The organism is Aestuarium sp., assembly GCF_023253315.1.
GTDB classification, from domain to species: Bacteria; Pseudomonadota; Alphaproteobacteria; order Rhodobacterales; family Rhodobacteraceae; genus Marivivens; species Marivivens donghaensis.
On sequence record NZ_JALRGW010000006.1, the window covers coordinates 14,094 to 33,378 of the forward strand.

The following is a 19,285-nucleotide window of genomic DNA, read 5'->3' on the forward strand; positions in this document are numbered from 1 at the left end:
GCGACTGACACCAGTCGCCCCGTTTTCTCTATCCTCTCAACAGACGGTGGCAGCTATTTTCAGTTTCTGTTCCGATCCAGCCTCGCTCGAAGGCATCGAATGGCTCAGCTGCTATTTGACCACAGGCAAACATCTGGGGATCTACTGGTCTATTGGGACGGTCCTGTTGTTGCTGGCCATCACAGCACCTGTTGCGCTGTTTTTCGGCTTTGCAGGGGCAAGCGCCGCACGCTCGCGCATCCTTCCAATTGCTTGGTTCGGGAAGGGATATACCGCGATCGTTCGAGGCGTGCCCGATATCGCCTTCTTCCTATTCTTCGTCATCGCGCTCGATCAGTTTTTTGAGTGGATCCGGCACGAGGTGAAATGTCCCGACTGGGATATGCCGATCCGTCAGGGCAACGATTTCGTCGTCTGCCCCGAGGCAAAGCTACCCTTGGGCACCGCGCCCCAGTGGGTGCATGAAACCTACGGGTTCTCTCTTGCTGTGCTGACCTTTGCGATCGTGTTTGGGGCCTTTGCGGCGAACGTTCTGTCGGGCGCAATGCGGGCCGTGCCACATGCCCAGCTAGAAACGGCCGAGGCCTACGGCATGACACAGCGCCAAACCTTTTGGCGCGTGCTTGTCCCGCAGATGTGGGTTTACGCCCTGCCCGGTCTGTCGAACCTCTGGATGGTTTTGATCAAAGCCACGCCGCTGCTGTTCCTCCTCGGTGTTGAGGACATCGTGTACTGGGCCCGCGAATTGGGCGCTACCAAGACCGCAAAGTTCACCGATTACCCGCACGGCGACTGGCGGATGTGGTATTTCCTCGCCCTCTTGGTCTTCTACCTCGGCTTCACCAAAGTTTCCGAAGTCGTGCTCGATAAAATCATGTCGCGCCTCACACGTGGTCAAGCGACCGCCGCTGGCGAAGCCCAGAGAAAGGCTGCAGCATGACCTGTTGGGATATCCTATCGGACTACGGCTTGCGCAGCTTGGGCATTGGCGAACGGCTACTGCCGCGTGATAACTTTACCATCTGTCAGCAGGTCGTGCTGATCGGATCGGGGATGATCTGGAACATCTATTTTGGCCTTTTGGCACTGGTGTCGGGTTTCTTCTTGGCCGTTGCGACCGCAGTTGGCAAAGCGCACCACAACCCGATGTTCCGCAAACCAGCGGAGTGGTTCATCTTTGTGTTCCGTGGGTCGCCGCTGTTCATCCAGTTCTTCTTTGCCTACTTTACCTTCCAGAGCCTCAAGGGCGCCTATCCGATCTTTACGCCGCTGACCTCGGCATGGCTCGGCGCGTTGATCGTGTTGTTCCTCAACACGGCGGCCTATTCTGCAGAGATCTTTTACGGCGCACTGATGTCGATCCCCAAAGGCGACATTGAGGCCGCAGATGCATACGGCATGTCGGGCTGGAAACGGTTCCGTCGGATCACCTTCCCGACCATGCTCCGCCTCGCGTGGCCTGCCTACACGAACGAAGCGATTTTCCTGTTCCATGCGACGACACTGGTGTTCATGTCGGGCTTCCCTGCCCGCAGCCAGATGGGTGATGCCCTCTATTACGCAAGCTATTTTGCGGACAAAACGTTCAACCCGTTTATCCCTTACCCGATCCTCGCTGGGTTCTTTATCTTGCTGACGCTGACCGTGATCGCCACCTTCGGGCTGATCAACAAACAGCTTAACCGCCATTTGCCGCAAACAAATCGTGCTAAAATACGCTTGCGTCTAAATCTGATCCGGTAGTATACATAATTTGATCAAATTTACCGGGTGGGTCCGCGCGAGCGGCAGCTACAACCCAAGCGACGGGGTTTGATCCGATCAATGAAGGGCCAAGGGCATGGACCTGTGACGTGGCTGCGTATTCCGCGCGCCACCCCGTACCATTGCCTTGTCAACGGCCCTCTTAAACGGGTGAGACATGAGTAGTTGGCTGGACGAGAATCCGCATATCCGCAGCATTCGCGCGGGCGCTGCCGACCTTAACGGTCAGGCACGGGGCAAACGCATCCCTGTTAAATTTGCGCGTAAGATGGAAACCGAAGGCATGCGGTTCCCGCTGTCCGTTTTGAACCTCGATATTTGGGGCGAAGACGTAGAAGACAGCCCCTTGGTTTTCGAAGTTGGCGACCCTGACGGGATGCTGTTCCCGACCGAGCGCGGCTATGTTCCAATGCCGTGGCTCCAGACCCCGTCGGCGCTTTTGCCGATGTGGATGTTCACCGAAGAGGGCGTGCCGTTTGACGGTGACCCGCGCCACGCCTTGTCGCGTGTCGTCAAACGCTATGCCGAGTTGGGCCTGAAACCTGTCGTCGCCTTCGAGATGGAATTCTACCTCATCGATGACAGTGGCAAAGAAATCCAGCAGCCGAAAAGCCCTCGGTCAGGAAAACGCCGCGCGGGTGGCGAAATCCTGTCGCTGCGTGCACTGGATGCTTTCGATAACTTCTTTAATGACCTCTACGACGCTTGCGATCTGATGGAGATCGAAACTGAGGCGGCGACCTCAGAGGTTGGTGTCGGCCAGTTCGAAATGAACCTCGTCCACGTGGCCGACGCCCTGAAAGCCGCTGATGACGCCTATCTGTTCAAGATGCTGGTGCGCGGCCTTGCCCGTAAACACGGGATGGCAGCGTCCTTTATGGCGAAACCCTATGAGGAATACGCAGGCAACGGTCTGCACGTCCATTTCTCGGTCGTGGATGAGGACGGGAATAACGTCTTTGCCGACGGCAGCTTTGAGGGCACCGATACGCTCAAGCACGCGATTGCGGGCTGTCTGCGTGGCATCCCTGATCTGGCGTTGGTCTTTGCCCCGCATGAAAACTCCTATGCGCGCCTTGTGCCCGAAAGCCATGCGCCAACAGGCATTTGCTGGGCCTACGACAACCGCACAGCGTCAATCCGCGTGCCAGGGGGTAGCCCCGCTGCTCGTCGGATCGAACACCGCGTGGCAGGGGGCGACGTGAACCCCTATCTGTTCCTCGCTGCGGTGCTGGGGTCGGCTCTGGTCGGGATCGAGGACAAACTCACCCCGCCGCCGCCCATCAGCGGCAACGCTTACGAACAGGAAATGGCGCAGATCCCCGATACGTGGGCCCAAGCCATTGATCGGTTCGAGACCTCTTTCCTTGCGGAACGTGTCTTTCCACGGACACTGATTGACAACCTTGTGATGACGAAGCGCCAAGAACTCCATTATCTGGGCGAGTTGTCGGAACAGGAAATCCTAGACCTTTATCTGGATACCGTCTGACCCATTGCCGCCTGTGAAAACCGCAGGTAGCCTGAGTTAACGCTCCTTATTTGGTGACTTATGAAGATCGGCATTCTGATCGCTGGGCATTCGCCCGAAAACCTAAGGCCGGAACACGGCGAATACGACGTGTTCTTTCAAAACCTACTGGCTGGTCAGGGGTTTACCTTTCAAACGTGGTTTGCCGTTGATGGCGAATTGCCCGACGACGTTCATGCGGCGGATGGCTGGCTGATCTCTGGATCGCGCCACGGCGCCTATGAGGACTTGCCGTTCATTCCCCCGCTCGAAGACTTCATTCGCGCGGTCTATGCGGCGGCTGTTCCTCTGGTCGGGATTTGCTTTGGCCACCAGATCATCGCCCAAGCCCTCGGCGGTAAGGTCGAAAAGTCTGATAAGGGCTGGATGGTTGGCCGTCAGGTCTACAACTTCGAAGGCGAGGCTGTGGCGCTTAACGCGTGGCATCAGGACCAAGTGGTCGCATTGCCCAAAGATGCCAAAGTCATCGCCTATAACGACACCTGCCCCTATGCCGCGCTTGGCTATGGGCACAAAGCGTTCACCGTGCAGGCGCACCCTGAGTTCTCGAACGGTTTCCTCGGCAAATTGGCCGAAAGCCGTGGGCGGGGCGTGGTGCCTGATCCGCTGATCGATACTGCGATCGAAAACACGGAAAAGCCGACCGATAGCGCCATTCTGGCCCGTCGCATCGGCGCATTTTTTAAACAGAAAGAGCCACAGTCATGACCGACTGGACTGAAAAATTACCCGAGGCGGCTCAGGAATACCTGAAGGACCGCCGTTTAGACGAAGTTGAATGTATTATCGCCGATATGCCCGGCATTGCCCGCGGCAAGGCCGTTCCCGCGTCCAAGTTCGCGCGCCAAGAATACTTTCACCTGCCCGACAGCATCTTTTACCAAACCATCACAGGTGAGTGGGGGGATGCAGCGGGCGAGGACGGCTTTATCGAACGCGATATGATCCTGAAGCCTGACTACGACACAGCGACCGCTGCACCGTGGACGGGCGACTGGACGCTGCAGGTGATCCACGACGCTTACGACCGCAAGGGCAACCCGATCGAATATGCGCCCCGCAACGTTCTGAAACGAGTGGTGGAACTGTATCGCAAGCAAGGGTGGGAACCCGTTGTTGCGCCCGAGATGGAATTCTATCTCGTCGCTCGCAACCTCGACCCCGCAAAGACAATCGAGCCGATGATGGGCCGCTCTGGTCGCCCTGCTGCGGCACGTCAGGCCTATTCGATGACCGCAGTTGACGAATTCGGCCCTGTGATCGACGACATCTACGACTTTGCCGAAGCTCAAGGGTTCGAGATCGACGGCATCACCCAAGAGGGCGGCGCAGGTCAGCTAGAGATCAACCTCCAGCACGGCGACCCTGTGAAACTGGCCGATGAGGTGTTCTACTTCAAACGCCTGATCCGCGAAGCCGCACTGCGCCACAACTGCTTTGCCACCTTCATGGCGAAACCCATTGCGGATGAACCCGGCAGCGCGATGCACATCCACCATTCGGTCAAAGAAATAGAAACGGGTCAGAACATCTTTTCTGGTCCGCAGGGTGGCGAAACGGACGCGTTCTATCACTTCATCGGTGGGATGCAGAAATACCTGCCTTCCGCAATTGCCGTGATGGCGCCCTATGTGAACAGCTACCGCCGTTATGTGCGCGACCATGCCGCCCCGATCAACCTTGCGTGGGGCCGCGATAACCGCACAACCGGTATCCGCGTGCCGCTCTCTGGTCCGTCCTCACGTCGGATTGAGAACCGCTTGGCTGGTATGGACTGTAACCCATACCTTGGCATCGCTGCGTCCTTGGCCTGCGGCTACTTGGGCATGATGGAAGAACACCGCGCAGGTCCGTCGTTCAAAGGCGATGCCTATGAGGGTGACGAGGATCTGCCGCGCGTGATGGGTGACGCTCTCGACCTCTTCGAAGAGGCGACCACGCTGCACGACATCCTCGGCCCAGAATTCGCACGCGTCTATTCCATCGTGAAACGTGCCGAATATGAAGAGTTTCTACAGGTGATCAGCCCGTGGGAACGTGAACATTTGCTGTTGAACGTCTGATGAAACCAACCCGCCGCCCGACAAAGATGGAAAAACCAACCGGACCACGGTCGGCGGGGATGTTTTCGCATGGGGGAAAGGCTCAGAAGTCCATAGGACGGTTGAGCATGAAAAACAGCCCCTCTCTCAACGGCATTTCGGCCTTTCGCGAAGATAAGGTCGAGGTCGCGCAGCCCGTAAAGAAAACCCAATTCACGGTCGCCATCGAACCCAAGAGTGACGAATGAACCCGCTTTATTGCAACGATACGCGCGGTGAATTTCCGCCCTCTTGGTATGCGGCAACCACACCACTTCCTGCGCTGCGCCCATCCCTGACAGGGGATCAAAAGGCGGACGTTGTGATCGTCGGTGCGGGCTACACGGGCCTTCATGCGGCGTGGGAATTGCGCAAACGGGGGCTGTCGGTGATTGTCCTTGATGCGCACCGCGCGGGTTGGGGTGCCTCTGGTCGTAATGGCGGGCAGGTCGGGAGCGATTACAACAAAAGCCAAATCTGGCTGGGTGCGCGGATCGGCCAGCCTCTGGCTCAAGACCTATGGAAGCTGGCGCACGAAGCCACCGACATGGTCAAAGATTTCTGCACCACATACGCACCCGAAGCGAATTTTCGCCACGGGATCGCGCACGGCAGCTTTGACGCCAAAGATGTCGAGATGGAGCGCCGCATCTACGACTTGATGGACAAACACTATCCAGGTCATGAAACGACGGTCCTGAACGAAAAGGCGTTCCGCCGTTTGGTCAATTCCAAACTCTACGCGGGTGGCACCATCAACCGACGCGCGGGCCATGTTCACCCGCTCCGCTATGTCCTCGCCCTCGCCCGCGAGGCAGAGGCCGCTGGCGCCCAAATCTATGAAATGACTGAGGCAAAGCGCATCCAGCACGGCGCAAAGCCAGTCGTTCATTGCGAAAACGGAACCGTCACGGCGGATCATGTGATCCTTGCGGGCAATGGTTATATGCGTGGCCTTGATCGTGGAAATGATGCGCGGGTGATGACCGTGAACAGCTTTATCGGTGTGACCGAACCCTTGGGTGATTTGGCCGAAAAGGTGCTCGGCGAAGACATCGCCGCCTGCGATTCATCGAACGTGGTGAACTATTTCCGCCTGACCGAAGATCGCCGTCTGTTGTTCGGTGGCCGTGCCAACTACACGCGCCAGTTCCCCGACGATATCGGCAGCAAACTGCACAAACGCATGGGCGAGATGTTCCCGCAAATCCGTCACGTGCCCTTTACTCATACTTGGGGTGGCTCCCTCGGCATTTCGGTCAGACGTTTGCCTGTCGTGCGCCGCGTTGCGCCGAATGTTCTATCGGTCTCTGGCTACTCTGGTCATGGCGTCGCATTGGCGGGTCTGGCTGGTAAACTCATGGCCGAAGCGGTCGCAGGTCAGGCCGAACGCTTTGACACCTTCAGTACCATCCCCCAAGGCCCCTACCCCGCAGGCCATCTGGCCCAAGGTCCGCTTTTGACCCTCGCCATGGCATGGTTCCGCCTGCGCGACAAACTCGGCATTTAATCGCCTTTAAGGCAGACATTCGTAGAATTGTAACAATGCATGTGTTAAGGATTTCCGAAATGACTTTTCGGGAATCCCAAAATGACCACATTGCCGCCGAATGTTTATGACGCCGAAGCAATCCCAGCCTCTGCATTGGCCGAAGTCGAACGTCTCCTGACCTCTGGCGATCTGTTCCGCTACACAAACGAGGGTTCCCCCGTTCACCTTCTGGAGCAAGAATTCGCAGCATTCCTCGGCTCTAAATACGCGCTGGCTGTGTCGTCCTGCTCTGCGGCTCTGTTCCTCTCGCTCAAAGCTCTCGGCCTGCCCCGCGACGCAAAAGTCCTGATTCCAGCTTTCACATTCGCCGCTGTGCCATCCTCGATCGTGCATGCCGACTGTATTCCCGTACTGTGTGAATGTGCCGACAACTACCGCATCGACATGGATGATTTCCGCGCCAAGCTTTCCGATGTGGATGCGGTCATCATCAGCCATATGCGCGGCCACACCTCTGACATGGACGCAATTATGGAGGCCTGTGACGCCGCAGGTATCCCCGTTGTCGAAGACGCCGCCCACAGCCTCGGCACCAAATGGCACGGCAAAAACATCGGCACCATCGGTCAGATCGGCTGTTTCAGCTTCCAGAGCTACAAAATGCTCAACTCTGGCGAAGGCGGTATCCTCGTCACCGACGACGCCGACCTGATCGCCCGCGCAGTCATCATGTCTGGTGCCTACGAGCACAACTGGAACAAAAACATGGGCCTCAAAGAGGCGTTTGAACGCTGGCAGAACCAACTGCCACTCTACAACGTGCGCCTCAACAACCTCTCTGCCGCCATCGTTCGTGCCCAGATCCCAGAGATCAACCGCCGTATCACCGACGGTCGTCGCAACCATGACCACGTGGCAGCGCAGCTGAACGCCTCGCCTTGGATTTCGGTGCCCGACAAACTCGCCGCCGAAGACCGCGCGCCGGACTCGATCCAGTTCAACCTCGTTGGCATGGGCGACAACGCGGTCAAAGCTTTTGCCGCCGCAGCCGCAGAACGCGGCATCAAAGTGCAAGTCTTTGGTCGTAGCCAAGACAACGCGCGTGCCTTTTGGAACTGGCAGTTCTTGGGCGAAACACCCGACCTGCCACAAACCCGCGCGATGCTAATGAATGCCTGCGACGTACGCCTCCCTGCCCGCCTCACGCTTGAGGAATGTGATGTGGTGGCTGGCGCTCTGATCGACGCAGCACAAACGGTCATGGGGCAATCGCTCGACACGGTAGCAGCGGAATAACCGCGCCACCTACTTTTGCCAATTCACCCCGCGTCCCACCGCCGCACTGGACAGGCTCGTGCCATCCGCTAAACAGTTTGTATGGCAAAACCATTCGATATTCCCGCGACCGCCGCAGACCTGAAACAAGGCGACCGCCGTGCTCTTGCTCGCGCGATCACCCTCGTTGAGAGCGGCCGCGCCGATCACCGCGCGCTTGCGCTGGACCTCCTTGATGCCCTCGGCACGGATAGACAGGCGCTGCGCATCGGTCTGTCTGGCACACCTGGCGTCGGGAAATCCACCTTTATCGAAGCGTTTGGCCTTGGGCTCACTAGCTCTGGCTTGCGTGTTGCCGTGCTTGCCGTTGATCCGTCTTCCGCACGGTCTGGCGGGTCGATCCTTGGCGACAAAACGCGGATGGAGCAGCTAAGCCGCGATCCGAATGCCTTTATCCGCCCTTCGCCATCGCAGGCACAAATGGGCGGCGTGGCGCGTCGCACACGTGAGGCTATCGCGCTTTGCGAGGCGGCAGGGTTTGACGTGGTTCTGATTGAAACCGTCGGCGTCGGTCAGTCCGAGACGATGGTCGCTGAGATGTGCGATATCTTTACCCTGCTTCTGGCTCCTGCGGGTGGCGACGAACTGCAGGGCGTCAAACGCGGCATCATGGAGATTGCCGATCTGATCCTTGTGAACAAGGCAGACGGCGACCTCAAACCACAAGCGACCCGCACCTGTGCGGACTATGCGGGTGCCCTGCGCCTGCTGCGCAAACGCCCCCAAGATCCCGCCGATTTCCCGAAAGCTATGACCGTGTCCGCCTATTCGGGCGATGGCATCGCGAAGGCATGGGAAGAAATGACCACGCTCGCCAAATGGCGCCGCGACGAGGGGCATTGGGATGTGCGTCGTTCAGAACAAGCGCGCTATTGGTTCCACGAAGAGGTGCGTTTACAACTCCTCGAACGGCTCCAACGCGACCCAGCCTTGGCGGCGCGTCTTGCGCAGGCCGAAGAGCAATTGCAACACGGCGAAACCACCCCGACCCAAGCCGCTGCGCGGGTCTTGGACGGGTTCACAGGTGGCTGAGGCCGACAACGGCATCCGAATTTTCGATGGCGCCCGTTTGCGCCTGACCCATTTTGCGCGGGGCCACGACAAACTGCTCGTGTCCTTTGACAGCCGTGAAATTGGCCGTACAGGCTTTAAGCCGCCCAATATGATCAACGTCTATGATCGGCACGGCTATGACCAAATTTCCGTTCGCACATCGGTAAACGATTGGTTCATCAACGGTGAAACCACCGCCGCCGAACGGGTATTAGAGACCGTGGCGAAACCGTATCGCGATGTGGCTGCGGTAGGGTTTTCGATGGGGGCCTATGGTGCCCTCCGCTTTGCCCGCGCGATTGGCGCCACACGGGTGCTCTCTGTTTCGCCCCAATGGTCCATCCATCCTGATGATGTGCCTTTCGACAAACGCTATCGCGCTGAGGCTGGTGACTATGACCAGAGGCTCGGTGCGCTAGAGCCCAGAGCGGTGCCGACCCTAAAGGGGATCATTGCGGTCGACCCCATGAACCGATTGGACCTATGGCACGCAGAGCGGCTCCAGATGATTTTCCCCGCCCTTCGGATTGCACGGCTGGCGTTTGGAGGACACCCCGCGACCCAAGTCATCACGCGGGGCGGTCGTTACGGGGCCACGGTGCGGGCGCTTCTCTCTGATCCGCCTGACCCGACGGTGCTGACCAAGATGCATCGCGAATTACGCCGCGACGTGCCATTTTACCTCGACCGACTGTCACAACGCGGCAAAGACAGGTTTCCAGAGGCCGCCGCATGGGCAAAACAGCGGTCGGCCTCATTGCAGGCTTGACCGTTTCGCGGAATCGACCTATTGCCAGCGCTCATAACTGGTTCCACGAGGTGTGGGGCCTGTTGGGCTATTGCCCGTTTAACAAACTGGCCCTGGTGGCTGGAACCAATAAATAAGGATATACCCATGTCGCGTAAATGCGAGCTCACTGGCAAAGGCCCGATGTCGGGCAACAACGTCAGCCACGCTAAAAACCGCACCCGTCGCCGGTTCTTGCCGAACCTTCAGGACGTCACTCTGATCTCTGACGTACTGGGCCGTTCGTTCCGCCTGCGGATTTCTTCCGCTGCGCTGCGTACTGTTGACCACCGCGGTGGTTTTGATGCGTTCCTCCTCAAGGCGAAAGACGCCGAGCTGTCGAGCGAAGCACTCAAAATCAAAAAAGAAGTCGTTAAAGCATCTGCTTAATCTGACTGACTACCGAATTCGTCAAAGCCCAGACATCACTGTCTGGGCTTTTTCGTTTGTAGGCCCTGCGACGCGCTGCCCCTTTTCCCGCCTGATCGGCGGTGATAATGGTTGCCCCATGGTTTGGCTCAGATCGCTCATTGCTATCGCGCTTGCCCTGCTGGTGACCGTCACCTCGCAGGAAATGGCGATATTGCGTGGGCAGACAGGCGCCGTTGGCACGACTGTGTTGTGTATTGGTGAGGTCGCTGTCGAAGTCGCCGTTGATGCGGATGGGAAACCCGTCGGTCCGCGTCATATCTGTCCAGACTGTGCCCTGAATGTGATTGTCGCGCTGGCGACACCGGATCTGCCTCAGCGGATCGTCATTGGCCGTGCTCTAACCCTTCTTCCGGTCCATGACATCCATGCAGCCGAAGCGCAGCGCCTGACGCCCTCGGCCAGAGGACCGCCTCTGATCGTTTGATCCTCAACATCAAACATCTACACATCACAGGACAATCCAATGTTTTTGAAATCCGTTAAACTGGCGGCAGTTGCCGCTACACTTTTCGCAACCGCTGCTTCGGCTGAGAGCATCATCACCGTTAACGACGCCTATGCGCGGTCGTCTGGCATGTCGGCTATGGCTGGCGCTGCCTTCATGGTGATCACCAACACAGGCGACACCGATGACCAACTCATCGACGCCCGTTCTGACATTTCGGCAAAGGTCGAACTGCACACCCACATCATGGAAGACGGCGTCGCTAAGATGCGTCAGGTCGAAGGTGGCTTCCCGATCCCTGCTGGCGGCGAACACGTTCTGCAACGTGGTGCTGACCACGTGATGTTCATGGGCCTCAAGGACGCGATGGAACAAGGCGATATCGTCACCGTGACCCTCGTGTTCCGTGAAGCGGGCGAAATCACCGTCGATATCCCTGTCGACCTCGAACGTCAGCCCCAAGGCGGCCAAATGAACCAAGGTCAAATGGACCACAGCAATATGGGCCACGGCAACATGAACAACTGATTGACAGCGTCAGTTGGATCAAAGAACGGCTCGCCCTCGCGGTGAGCCGTTTTTCATTGTGCAGGACATTCGGCGCGGCTAGATTTTCCGAAATCGTTTTAGGAGACGCAAGTGATCCGACTCTCAGGCCCTTGGCGCGCTGTTGCTTCAGTGTTTTTCTTTAATGGGGCCCTGTTCGGGCTTTGGGCCTCGCGTATCCCTGCTTTTGCAGAGCGTTTCACGCTTTCCCCTGCCAACTTGGGCTTGCTCCTGTTGTGTTTGGCGGCGGGCGCCATTGTCGGCTTTCCGCTTGCTGGGCGTACCGCGGACCTGCGCGGCGCGCGTAATGCAACGATGCTCTACGGTGCGCTCTATATCGTCGCGTTCCTCTGTCTGCCTCTCGCCCCTAACGTCTGGGTTCTCGCCCCGATCCTTGCCCTGTTCGGCATGGCTCACGGGGGACAAGACGTTGCCATGAATGCTTGGGCGGCTGAGGTTGAGCGGCACATGGCACGTCCCGTCATGTCGAGCTTCCACGCCGCGTTTTCGCTTGGCGCGGGGATCGGTGCGGGCTCTGGGTTTATTGCGATCAACTGGGGCGCCAGCGTCGCGCTGCACTTCTGGCTCGGCGGTCTGGGGATCACGGGTTTTGTCGCACTTTTCGCTTTTATCCCGTGGAGCAGCGTCACAGGAACGACAGAGCACGGCCCGCTCTTTGCGTTCCCCAAAGGCCCGTTGTTGATGGTGGGGATCGTCGGACTGTCGTCAGCCATCGGCGAAGGCGCGATGGTCGATTGGTCGGCACTCATCCTGACCGCTGCGAAAGGCGTCGATCAGGCTCAAGCCGCGCTGGGGTACACGGTATTTTCGACCCTGATGGTCGCAACACGCCTCGCGGGACCGATCCTTGTCGCTCAATTAGGACCCGCGCACACCACCCGAGTTTCGGCAGCCAGCGCGATGATCGGCGGGCTACTGGTCCTCGTGGCACCGTCCCTACCCGTCGCATTGATCGGCTTTGCCGCTTTTGGCATCGGTTACGCGATGATCATTCCATTAGCGTTTTCGCGAGCGGCCAATGACCCCGACGTTCCCGCAGGCCGTGCCATCGCGAGCGTGGCCACCCTGACCTACGGCGGCATCCTAATCGGGCCGCCGTTGATCGGTTTCGTGGCCGAAGCCACCTCACTGAATGGATCGTTGTGGCTGTTGATAGCCTTAGCGGGCGTCACACTCTCTATGGCAGGAGCGCTCCGCCGCTAAACCCAATCAGAAGCGCGGTTTTACCTGCATCAACTGCATGACGTTGCTCATGTCAGGTCCGCTTGCGCGACCGGTGACCGCCTTACGGAGCGGCATGAACAGGCCCTTGCCCTTGCGACCAGTGGCTTCTTTCACAGCGTTGGTCCATTCACCCCATGTATCTGCGGTGTAGGCTGGCTCGCCCAAGAGGCTGAATGCTGTCTCGATCATCTCGCGGTCTTCTTCCGCGACCAGGGGCGTTGCGCCATCGCGGAACAGGGTCCACCATTCGGCCATATCGCTCATAAAGGTGATGTTCTCACGAACTACGATCCAGAAAGTTTCGGCCAGATGCGCAGGAACTCCCAGTGCTAGAACCTCGTCCTTGACCGCGTCGAAGGGTTTTGCAGCATTGATACGAGCGGTGAGCGGTTCGAGGTCGAGGACATCGAATTTGGTCGGCGCAACGCCGAATTTACCCAGCTCAAAGCCGTCGATGATCTCTTGAACCGTATCACGCAGTTCGACCGGATCAGCAGAGCCCAGACGCGCCATCAGGCTCATGACGGACATCGGCTCGATGCCTTTGGCCTTGAGGTCTTTGAGCGACAGCGTGCCCAGTCGTTTCGATAGCGCCTCGCCTTGCGGACCCGTGAGCAGCGAGTGGTGGGCGAACTGCGGAACGGTACCGCCAAGCGCGCGGATCATCTGGATTTGCGTTGCGGTGTTAGTCACGTGGTCAGAGCCGCGCACAACGTTGGTGATGCCCATATCGACATCATCCACAACAGAGGCGAGGGTATAGAGGAACTGACCGCTTTCTTTGATCAGAACGGGGTCAGATACCGAAGCCGCATCAATCGAGATATCGCCAAGGATACCGTCGGTCCATTCGATGCGTTCCCAGTCGAGCTTAAAGCGCCAGTGCGACCCGCCACGCTCTTCGCGCAGACGGTCTTTGTCAGCCTCAGACAGGTCCAGCGCCGAACGGTCATAAACCGGCGGCTTGCCCATGTTCAGCTGCTTTTTACGCTTCAAGTCCAGTTCAGTCGGCGTTTCAAAGCACTCATACAGGCGGCCCATTTCGATGAGTTGCGCCTTAGCGGCCTCGTAGCGTTCCAGACGTTTGGACTGATATTCGATGCGGTCGTAGGTGATGCCCAGCCAAGCCAGCGCATCCAAGATACCGTCCACATATTCCGGCTTTGACCGTTCCTGATCGGTGTCGTCGATCCGTAGGATAAACGTGCCGCCTTGCTGTCGGGCAATGCAGAAGTTCATCAGCGCAGCGCGCAGGTTACCAATGTGCATCCAGCCAGTGGGCGAAGGGGCGAAACGGGTTGTGGTCATGTGTATCTCCTGTTCCCCTCGCCTGTTTCATATTGGCCCGCTTTTGTCCATATCGGCTGTGGTTTCAGCCCCCGTGGACCGGCATGAACGATACGCAATTTTCGACCATTTGATGCATGTCAGTGGCGTCGTAGCCGACAGCACTCTATGTTAGGGCTAACGAAACGCTCTGATGGCGACCCCGATGCCTGAAATTCTCACTGTCACGCTCAACCCCGCGCTGGATATCGCAACCACTGCGCCGCAGGTCACGGCGGGGCACAAACTGCGCTGCTCTGATCCGCAGATTGATCCAGGCGGCGGCGGCATCAACGTGGCTCGTGCGATTATTCAATTGGGTGGGCAAGCAACGGCGTTTGTGGCCTTGGGCGGCGATACAGGCGCGCATCTGCGTCGACTGTTGGACGCGGCGGGCATCCCCGTTATTGTCCACGCCGCACCCGGCGACACACGGCAGAGCCTTGCCGTCACCGATCTGTCCATCAACAACCAGTTCCGTTTTATGCTACCCGGCCCGAACTGGAGCGGCGCGGACGTCGCATCCGCTAGCACGGCCATCTGCGCCAATGCGCCCAAAGGTGGGTATGTAGTTTTGTCGGGGTCTGGACCATCAGGAACAACGGCCTCGCTCTATTCTCAACTCTGCGCGGACCTCGCAGGACACGGCGTGCAGGTTGTCGTCGACACCTCAGGCGCGGCCCTGTCACATTTAGCCGAAGGTCACACTATCCGGCCCTACGTGCTGCGCATGGATCAAGCCGAAGCCCAAGAGATCAGCGCCACGCCCCTCAACACCCGCGCAGACACTGCGGATTTTGCGTCTGGTCTGGTGGCCAAGGGAGCCGCAGAGATTGTGATTATCGCGCGTGGGGCGGATGGGAACATCCTCTCGGATGGTACAAACCGTTGGTTCTGTCCCGCCGTCAACGTGACGGTCAAATCAAAGGTTGGCGCGGGTGACAGCTTTGTCGGCGGGTTCACATGGGCTTTGGCACAGGGCAACGACCTGCCAACCGCCCTCGCCCACGGTTCTGCCGCCGCTTCTGCGGCCTGCATGACCGATGGAACCGAGCTATGCCGCAAGGACGACTTTGCCGAGTGTTTGGCTAGAACGGAGCCCTCTCCGCTCTAGCGCCATATTGAGATCAGATCAGGCCGTGCTGAGCGAACAAGGCCTTAAGGTCACTTTCCGCGCGTGCGCCGATATGGCTGATGACTTCGCTTGCCGCGACGCAACCCATACGGCCACAGGTCTCTAGGTCATGACCGTTGGTCAGGCCCCAGAGGAACGCACCCGCAAAGAGATCGCCCGCACCCGTCGCGTCAACGATCTGGGTCGGAACCGCTGGCGCATGCCAACGCTGACCGCCTGACAGGATGTGCGCACCATTGTCGCTGTCTGTGCAGGCGACGATGGACACTTCTTTCGCGGCCTGAGCCAAGGCTGCGTCGAAATCCTCTGTCTGATACATCGACAGCATTTCAGCGCGGTTGCAAAACAACAGGTCCACATCTTCGCGGATCATCATACGGAACGCATCGCGGTGGCGTTCAACGCAGAACGGGTCGGAGAGGGTAATCGACACCTTACCGCCGTGGCCCTTGCACGCATTGATCGCTTTCGCGAAGGCAGCGTGGCTGTCAGGGCCGTCAAAGCGGTAACCTTCGAGGTAAATCCACTCTGCATCGGTCATCATATCAACGTCGATGTCTGACGGTTCGAGGAACTCTGTCACGCCCAGATAAGTGTTCATCGATCGCTCACCATCGGGGGTTACGACGACAATGCAACGACCCGTTTCTTGGGCTGCGTCTTTGGGGGCGAGCTTGGTTTCATAGACCGCACCCTGCGCCCGCAGGTCGTGGGCGAAAATCGCGCCAAGCTGGTCATCCTTAACCTTACCCACGTAGGCCGTCCGCCCACCAAGGTGCGCAATCCCCGCAATCGTGTTCGCCGCAGAGCCGCCCGAGATTTCCTTGGCCGCACCGATACGGCTGTAAAGGTCAACCGCACGATCCATGTCGATCAACTGCATGATGCCTTTTTCGATGCCCGCCTCGGACAGAAACGCTTCGGTCTCTTGGGTCAGCACGTCGACCATTGCGTTGCCGATACCGACGACTTGAAACTTCTTCATAGGTTCTTTTCCTCAAACAGACAGAGATCGCGGATCACACAGGTCGCGCATTTCGGGTTTCGGGCAAGGCATGTATACCGCCCGTGCAAAATCATCCAGTGATGAGCGTGAAGCTGGAAATCGGCGGGAATATGATCCTCGATCGCACGTTCAACGGCGACGACATCCTTACCCACGGCCACGCCAGAACGGTTCCCAAACCGAAAGATGTGGGTATCAACAGCCTGCGCTGGATACTGCCACCACATATTCAAAACCACATTCGCCGTCTTACGCCCGACCCCAGGAAGGCTTTCGAGCGCCGCACGGGAATTCGGAACCTCGCCGCCGTAATCATCAACAAGAATACGGCTGAGTTTGATGACGTTCTTAGCCTTATTGCGGAACAGACCAATGGTTTTGATGTGCTCGATCAGTCCCTCTTCGCCGAGGTCCAACATCTTTTGCGGGGTATCCGCGACCTTGAACAATTCGGCAGTGGCGCGATTCACGCCCTTATCGGTGGCCTGCGCAGAGAGCGCGACCGCCACGACCAGCGTGTAGGCGTTGACGTGATCCAGCTCCCCTTTCGGCTCGGCCTCGGCCTGCTGAAAGCGGGTAAAAATCTCGCGGATGGTATGATAATCAAGCTGCTTAACCATAGCGTGGGTATGCCCGCCGTTGCCCGATCAGGCAAGAACAGGATTGCCGCATAAACCAAAATCCAATGGGCGAAATTTTGCCCGCTATTGTTGCGTTATTGGATATCAATCGCGTTTGAGGCATATGAAAGGGCAATAGGCGCAACCTTCTGCGTCGTTCAATAAGACTGGATAGACTTATGATTCTTGCTCGTTCTTCGCTCGCTGTGGCAGCTTTCGCGCTTTTCGGCACGGCTGCATGTGAAATGACCGACCCATCGAACCCGAACCGCAACACGCAGACGGGTGCGGTTGTTGGTGCTGGTATTGGTGCGCTCCTTGGTGCGTCGACTGGCGGTAACGATACCGCAGAGCGTCGGCGTAATGCGATCATTGGCGCTGCTATTGGTGGTGGCCTTGGTGCTGTAGGCGGGCGTCAGCTCGACCTTCAGGAAGCTGAACTGCGTCAGCAACTGGGCAACCAGTCTAGCATCGTGAACACGGGCAACCAGCTGATCGTCACCATGCCGCAAGATATCCTCTTTGCGACCGACAGTGCGACCCTGACGGGTGGCCTGCAAAATGACCTCTACACCGTTGCACGGTCGATCAATGCCTATCCGAACACCATCGTTCAGGTTATCGGCCACACCGACAACACTGGCTCCGCTGCCTATAACCAAGACCTGTCGCTGCGCCGTGCACAGGCTGTGACCTCGGTCCTGATCAATGCAGGTGTTCCTGCGATGCGCATCCAATCCGCAGGTCGTGGTGAGAACCAGCCTGTTGCGGACAACCTGACACCGCAGGGTCGCGCACAGAACCGTCGTGTTGAGATCATCATCATCCCGACGAACTGATCCCAAATCAGAACAGGTTGAGGCCGCCCCGAAACGGGCGGCCTTTTTCATCTCCAATGCTTTGCCGCAAAAACAAAACCCCGCCTGCAGCGCAGACGGGGTTCTATTCAGGTGATGACGCCGGGCGTTAGTGGAGCTTTGCTTCCACAGTCGCGATCGCGTCGTCGATCAGTTTGTTCGCCGAAGCTGCGGTCATCTGTTTAGCGACCACTTCTTTGGCTGCAGAGACAGCGACCATAACTGCGCGGTCCTTGACCTCTTTGACTGCAGACGCTTCAGCGCTTGCGATCTGGTCTTGGGCGGCAGCAAGACGACGTGCAACGGATGCTGCGATGTCTGCTTTGGCCTGAACTGCAGCGGCTTCAGCTTCTTCTTTGGCTGTTGCCACGATGCGGTCTGCTTGCTCCTGCACTTCTTTCTGCTTGCGCTCGAACGAGGCCAACAGGGTCTGTGCTTCTTCGCGGATCGATTTGGCTTCTTCCAGATCAGACCGGATAGATGCCGCGCGACCGTCGAGCATTTCGCCGACCTTCGACGGAACCTTCAGCTTGAGAAGGACACCAACGAAGACGAGGAACGCCAACAGAACGATGAAGTCAGTGTTGTGCAGCGACCAGAACTCAGCCGCGAACGGGTTCTTAGACGATGCCAGCGCAGGCTGAGCCATCAGGATGAATGCGGGGATCAGAAGCTTCTTCATAATCTCAGCCCTTCATCTGAGCGGCGACAGCAGCAGCGATAGCTTTGTCGTCAGCTTGGCCACCCAGCGCAGCGACCAGAGCAGCGGCAGTTTCCGTTGCTACATCGGTCACGCTGGACAGCGCGTTATCACGAATTGCCGCGATGGATTTTTCGCCCTCGGCAGTTTTGGCTGCGATCTCATCGTCTGCTTTAGCCAGTTCGGCGTTCAGCTGCGATTGGATCTCTGCCTTAGTCTCATCAACGATACGAGCTGCCTCGGAACGAGCATCAGCAAGTGCTTTGTTGTAAGCTTCTTCAGCTGCAACAGCTTTCGCTTTCAGCTCTTCAGCTGCAGCGAGATCGTTGGTGATGGTTCCCGACCGTTCTGCCAGAACCGCAGCGATGCGCGGCAGGGCAATTTTGGACAGGACCAAATAGATCACGACGAGCGTGACCAGAAGCCAGAAAATCTGGTTGGAAAAGGTCGTAGGGTCGAGCTGGGGCATTGCTGCACCGCCAGCTTCGGCACCATGAGCCATGTCTACTGCGTGTTCCGCAGCATCAGCGACATGCTCGACCGTGTTGTGTTCGTCTGCCATCTCGTCTCTCTCCGTCGGACCCTTGGGTGTCATCGGGGGCGCGGGGTTAGTCCCGCGCCGCCCGACCGTAAGGATGCGTCAGGTGATTAGACTGCGAACATCAGCAGCAGAGCAACGAGGAACGAGAAGATCCCCAGTGCTTCTGCGAATGCCAGACCGATGAAGAGGGTAGCGGTCTGCGAAGCAGCAGCCGACGGGTTACGCAGAGCGCCCGACAGGTAGTTGGCAGCAACGTTGCCTACACCGATAGCAGCAAGGCCGGAACCGATTGCGCCAAGGCCTGCGCCGATGAACTGACCGAGTTGTGCGATATTGCCTTCCATGATTGTATCTCCTTACGATGGAATTGGCTGGATAGGAATTCAGTC

The 19,285-nt window shown here is 58.1% G+C and carries 21 protein-coding genes; 15 read left to right on the top strand and 6 right to left on the bottom strand.

Features of this window, described 5'->3' with window-relative positions; genetic code table 11:
- The first annotated feature begins 55 nt into the window (after positions 1-55).
- The 13 genes from AC1QQ2_RS05235 (at position 56) to AC1QQ2_RS05295 (ending at position 12,690) form a co-directional block, all read left to right on the top strand.
- Positions 56-940, top strand: coding sequence for an ABC transporter permease (locus tag AC1QQ2_RS05235; RefSeq protein ID WP_067550537.1), 885 nt, complete (start codon positions 56-58; stop codon positions 938-940).
- Positions 937-1,743: an ABC transporter permease gene (locus AC1QQ2_RS05240; RefSeq protein WP_479712346.1), complete on the top strand. Its 807-nt coding sequence runs from the start codon at positions 937-939 to the stop codon at positions 1,741-1,743. Before AC1QQ2_RS05235 ends, AC1QQ2_RS05240 begins: the two co-directional genes overlap by 4 nt.
- Positions 1,744-1,921: 178 nt before the next feature.
- The gene (locus AC1QQ2_RS05245; RefSeq protein ID WP_249943431.1) at positions 1,922-3,256 is read left to right on the top strand and encodes a glutamine synthetase family protein; all 1,335 of its coding nucleotides are present in this window, start codon (positions 1,922-1,924) and stop codon (positions 3,254-3,256) included.
- Positions 3,257-3,316: 60 nt separating this feature from the next.
- On the top strand, positions 3,317-4,003 hold the full coding sequence (locus AC1QQ2_RS05250; protein ID WP_479712347.1) for a type 1 glutamine amidotransferase: 687 nt from the start codon (positions 3,317-3,319) through the stop codon (positions 4,001-4,003).
- On the top strand, positions 4,000-5,358 hold the full coding sequence (locus AC1QQ2_RS05255) for a glutamine synthetase family protein (RefSeq protein WP_105235732.1): 1,359 nt from the start codon (positions 4,000-4,002) through the stop codon (positions 5,356-5,358). Before AC1QQ2_RS05250 ends, AC1QQ2_RS05255 begins: the two co-directional genes overlap by 4 nt.
- Before the next feature lie 223 nt (positions 5,359-5,581).
- Positions 5,582-6,886, top strand: coding sequence for an NAD(P)/FAD-dependent oxidoreductase (locus AC1QQ2_RS05260; protein WP_479712348.1), 1,305 nt, complete (start codon positions 5,582-5,584; stop codon positions 6,884-6,886).
- Between the two features lie 81 nt (positions 6,887-6,967).
- A complete protein-coding gene (locus AC1QQ2_RS05265) occupies positions 6,968-8,164 on the top strand; it encodes a DegT/DnrJ/EryC1/StrS family aminotransferase (RefSeq protein ID WP_105235734.1) in 1,197 nt (398 codons plus the stop codon).
- An 81-nt stretch (positions 8,165-8,245) separates the two neighbouring features.
- Positions 8,246-9,235, top strand: coding sequence for a methylmalonyl Co-A mutase-associated GTPase MeaB (meaB, locus tag AC1QQ2_RS05270; RefSeq protein ID WP_479712349.1), 990 nt, complete (start codon positions 8,246-8,248; stop codon positions 9,233-9,235).
- Positions 9,228-10,025: an alpha/beta hydrolase gene (locus AC1QQ2_RS05275; protein WP_479712350.1), complete on the top strand. Its 798-nt coding sequence runs from the start codon at positions 9,228-9,230 to the stop codon at positions 10,023-10,025. Before meaB ends, AC1QQ2_RS05275 begins: the two co-directional genes overlap by 8 nt.
- A 126-nt stretch (positions 10,026-10,151) precedes the next feature.
- Positions 10,152-10,433: a 50S ribosomal protein L28 gene (rpmB, locus tag AC1QQ2_RS05280; RefSeq protein ID WP_067550008.1), complete on the top strand. Its 282-nt coding sequence runs from the start codon at positions 10,152-10,154 to the stop codon at positions 10,431-10,433.
- Between the two features lie 118 nt (positions 10,434-10,551).
- A complete protein-coding gene (locus tag AC1QQ2_RS05285; protein WP_479712351.1) occupies positions 10,552-10,899 on the top strand; it encodes a hypothetical protein in 348 nt (115 codons plus the stop codon).
- A 39-nt stretch (positions 10,900-10,938) separates the two neighbouring features.
- A complete protein-coding gene (locus AC1QQ2_RS05290) occupies positions 10,939-11,448 on the top strand; it encodes a copper chaperone PCu(A)C (protein ID WP_479712352.1) in 510 nt (169 codons plus the stop codon).
- A gap of 111 nt (positions 11,449-11,559) precedes the next feature.
- Positions 11,560-12,690: an MFS transporter gene (locus AC1QQ2_RS05295; protein WP_479712353.1), complete on the top strand. Its 1,131-nt coding sequence runs from the start codon at positions 11,560-11,562 to the stop codon at positions 12,688-12,690.
- Positions 12,691-12,696: 6 nt separating this feature from the next.
- Here the strand turns inward: AC1QQ2_RS05295 and gltX are convergent, their stop codons facing one another.
- On the bottom strand, positions 12,697-14,019 hold the full coding sequence (gltX, locus tag AC1QQ2_RS05300) for a glutamate--tRNA ligase (protein ID WP_479712354.1): 1,323 nt from the start codon (positions 14,017-14,019) through the stop codon (positions 12,697-12,699).
- Positions 14,020-14,203: 184 nt separating this feature from the next.
- On the opposite strand from gltX, the gene AC1QQ2_RS05305 reads away from it, so the two are divergent.
- A complete protein-coding gene (locus AC1QQ2_RS05305; RefSeq protein WP_479712355.1) occupies positions 14,204-15,151 on the top strand; it encodes a 1-phosphofructokinase family hexose kinase in 948 nt (315 codons plus the stop codon).
- 13 nt (positions 15,152-15,164) lie between these two features.
- On the opposite strand, the gene AC1QQ2_RS05310 is transcribed toward AC1QQ2_RS05305, so the two are convergent.
- A complete protein-coding gene (locus tag AC1QQ2_RS05310) occupies positions 15,165-16,157 on the bottom strand; it encodes an adenosine kinase (protein ID WP_479712356.1) in 993 nt (330 codons plus the stop codon).
- Positions 16,154-16,798, bottom strand: coding sequence for an endonuclease III (gene nth / locus AC1QQ2_RS05315; RefSeq protein ID WP_479712357.1), 645 nt, complete (start codon positions 16,796-16,798; stop codon positions 16,154-16,156). The genes AC1QQ2_RS05310 and nth overlap by 4 nt, the downstream gene beginning before the upstream one ends.
- Before the next feature lie 179 nt (positions 16,799-16,977).
- Here nth and AC1QQ2_RS05320 point away from each other — a divergent pair, with 179 nt between their 5' ends.
- Positions 16,978-17,637 carry a YiaD family glycine zipper/OmpA-like lipoprotein gene (locus AC1QQ2_RS05320; RefSeq protein ID WP_105235743.1) on the top strand — a complete coding sequence of 220 codons (660 nt, stop codon included), beginning with the start codon at positions 16,978-16,980 and terminating at the stop codon, positions 17,635-17,637.
- Between the two features lie 127 nt (positions 17,638-17,764).
- Here the strand turns inward: AC1QQ2_RS05320 and AC1QQ2_RS05325 are convergent, their stop codons facing one another.
- The 3 genes from AC1QQ2_RS05325 to AC1QQ2_RS05335 form a co-directional block, all read right to left on the bottom strand.
- Positions 17,765-18,340, bottom strand: a complete 576-nt coding sequence (locus tag AC1QQ2_RS05325) for a F0F1 ATP synthase subunit B (protein WP_438986212.1) — start codon at positions 18,338-18,340, stop codon at positions 17,765-17,767.
- A gap of 1 nt (position 18,341) precedes the next feature.
- Positions 18,342-18,917: a F0F1 ATP synthase subunit B' gene (locus AC1QQ2_RS05330; RefSeq protein WP_479712358.1), complete on the bottom strand. Its 576-nt coding sequence runs from the start codon at positions 18,915-18,917 to the stop codon at positions 18,342-18,344.
- 86 nt (positions 18,918-19,003) lie between these two features.
- Entirely contained in the window at positions 19,004-19,240 is a 237-nt protein-coding gene (locus AC1QQ2_RS05335; protein ID WP_067550029.1) for a F0F1 ATP synthase subunit C, read from the bottom strand.
- Positions 19,241-19,285: the final 45 nt, after the last annotated feature.

Coding starts and splice junctions, on each gene's coding strand:
- AC1QQ2_RS05240 (WP_479712346.1), top strand. CDS start 937: ATGACCTGTTGGGATATCCTATCGGACTACGGCTTGCGCAGCTTGGGC.
- AC1QQ2_RS05245 (WP_249943431.1), top strand. CDS start 1,922: ATGAGTAGTTGGCTGGACGAGAATCCGCATATCCGCAGCATTCGCGCG.
- AC1QQ2_RS05250 (WP_479712347.1), top strand. CDS start 3,317: ATGAAGATCGGCATTCTGATCGCTGGGCATTCGCCCGAAAACCTAAGG.
- AC1QQ2_RS05255 (WP_105235732.1), top strand. CDS start 4,000: ATGACCGACTGGACTGAAAAATTACCCGAGGCGGCTCAGGAATACCTG.
- AC1QQ2_RS05260 (WP_479712348.1), top strand. CDS start 5,582: ATGAACCCGCTTTATTGCAACGATACGCGCGGTGAATTTCCGCCCTCT.
- AC1QQ2_RS05265 (WP_105235734.1), top strand. CDS start 6,968: ATGACCACATTGCCGCCGAATGTTTATGACGCCGAAGCAATCCCAGCC.
- meaB (WP_479712349.1), top strand. CDS start 8,246: ATGGCAAAACCATTCGATATTCCCGCGACCGCCGCAGACCTGAAACAA.
- rpmB (WP_067550008.1), top strand. CDS start 10,152: ATGTCGCGTAAATGCGAGCTCACTGGCAAAGGCCCGATGTCGGGCAAC.
- AC1QQ2_RS05285 (WP_479712351.1), top strand. CDS start 10,552: ATGGTTTGGCTCAGATCGCTCATTGCTATCGCGCTTGCCCTGCTGGTG.
- AC1QQ2_RS05290 (WP_479712352.1), top strand. CDS start 10,939: ATGTTTTTGAAATCCGTTAAACTGGCGGCAGTTGCCGCTACACTTTTC.
- gltX (WP_479712354.1), bottom strand. CDS start 14,019: ATGACCACAACCCGTTTCGCCCCTTCGCCCACTGGCTGGATGCACATT.
- AC1QQ2_RS05305 (WP_479712355.1), top strand. CDS start 14,204: ATGCCTGAAATTCTCACTGTCACGCTCAACCCCGCGCTGGATATCGCA.
- AC1QQ2_RS05310 (WP_479712356.1), bottom strand. CDS start 16,157: ATGAAGAAGTTTCAAGTCGTCGGTATCGGCAACGCAATGGTCGACGTG.
- nth (WP_479712357.1), bottom strand. CDS start 16,798: ATGGTTAAGCAGCTTGATTATCATACCATCCGCGAGATTTTTACCCGC.
- AC1QQ2_RS05320 (WP_105235743.1), top strand. CDS start 16,978: ATGATTCTTGCTCGTTCTTCGCTCGCTGTGGCAGCTTTCGCGCTTTTC.
- AC1QQ2_RS05330 (WP_479712358.1), bottom strand. CDS start 18,917: ATGGCAGACGAACACAACACGGTCGAGCATGTCGCTGATGCTGCGGAA.
- AC1QQ2_RS05335 (WP_067550029.1), bottom strand. CDS start 19,240: ATGGAAGGCAATATCGCACAACTCGGTCAGTTCATCGGCGCAGGCCTT.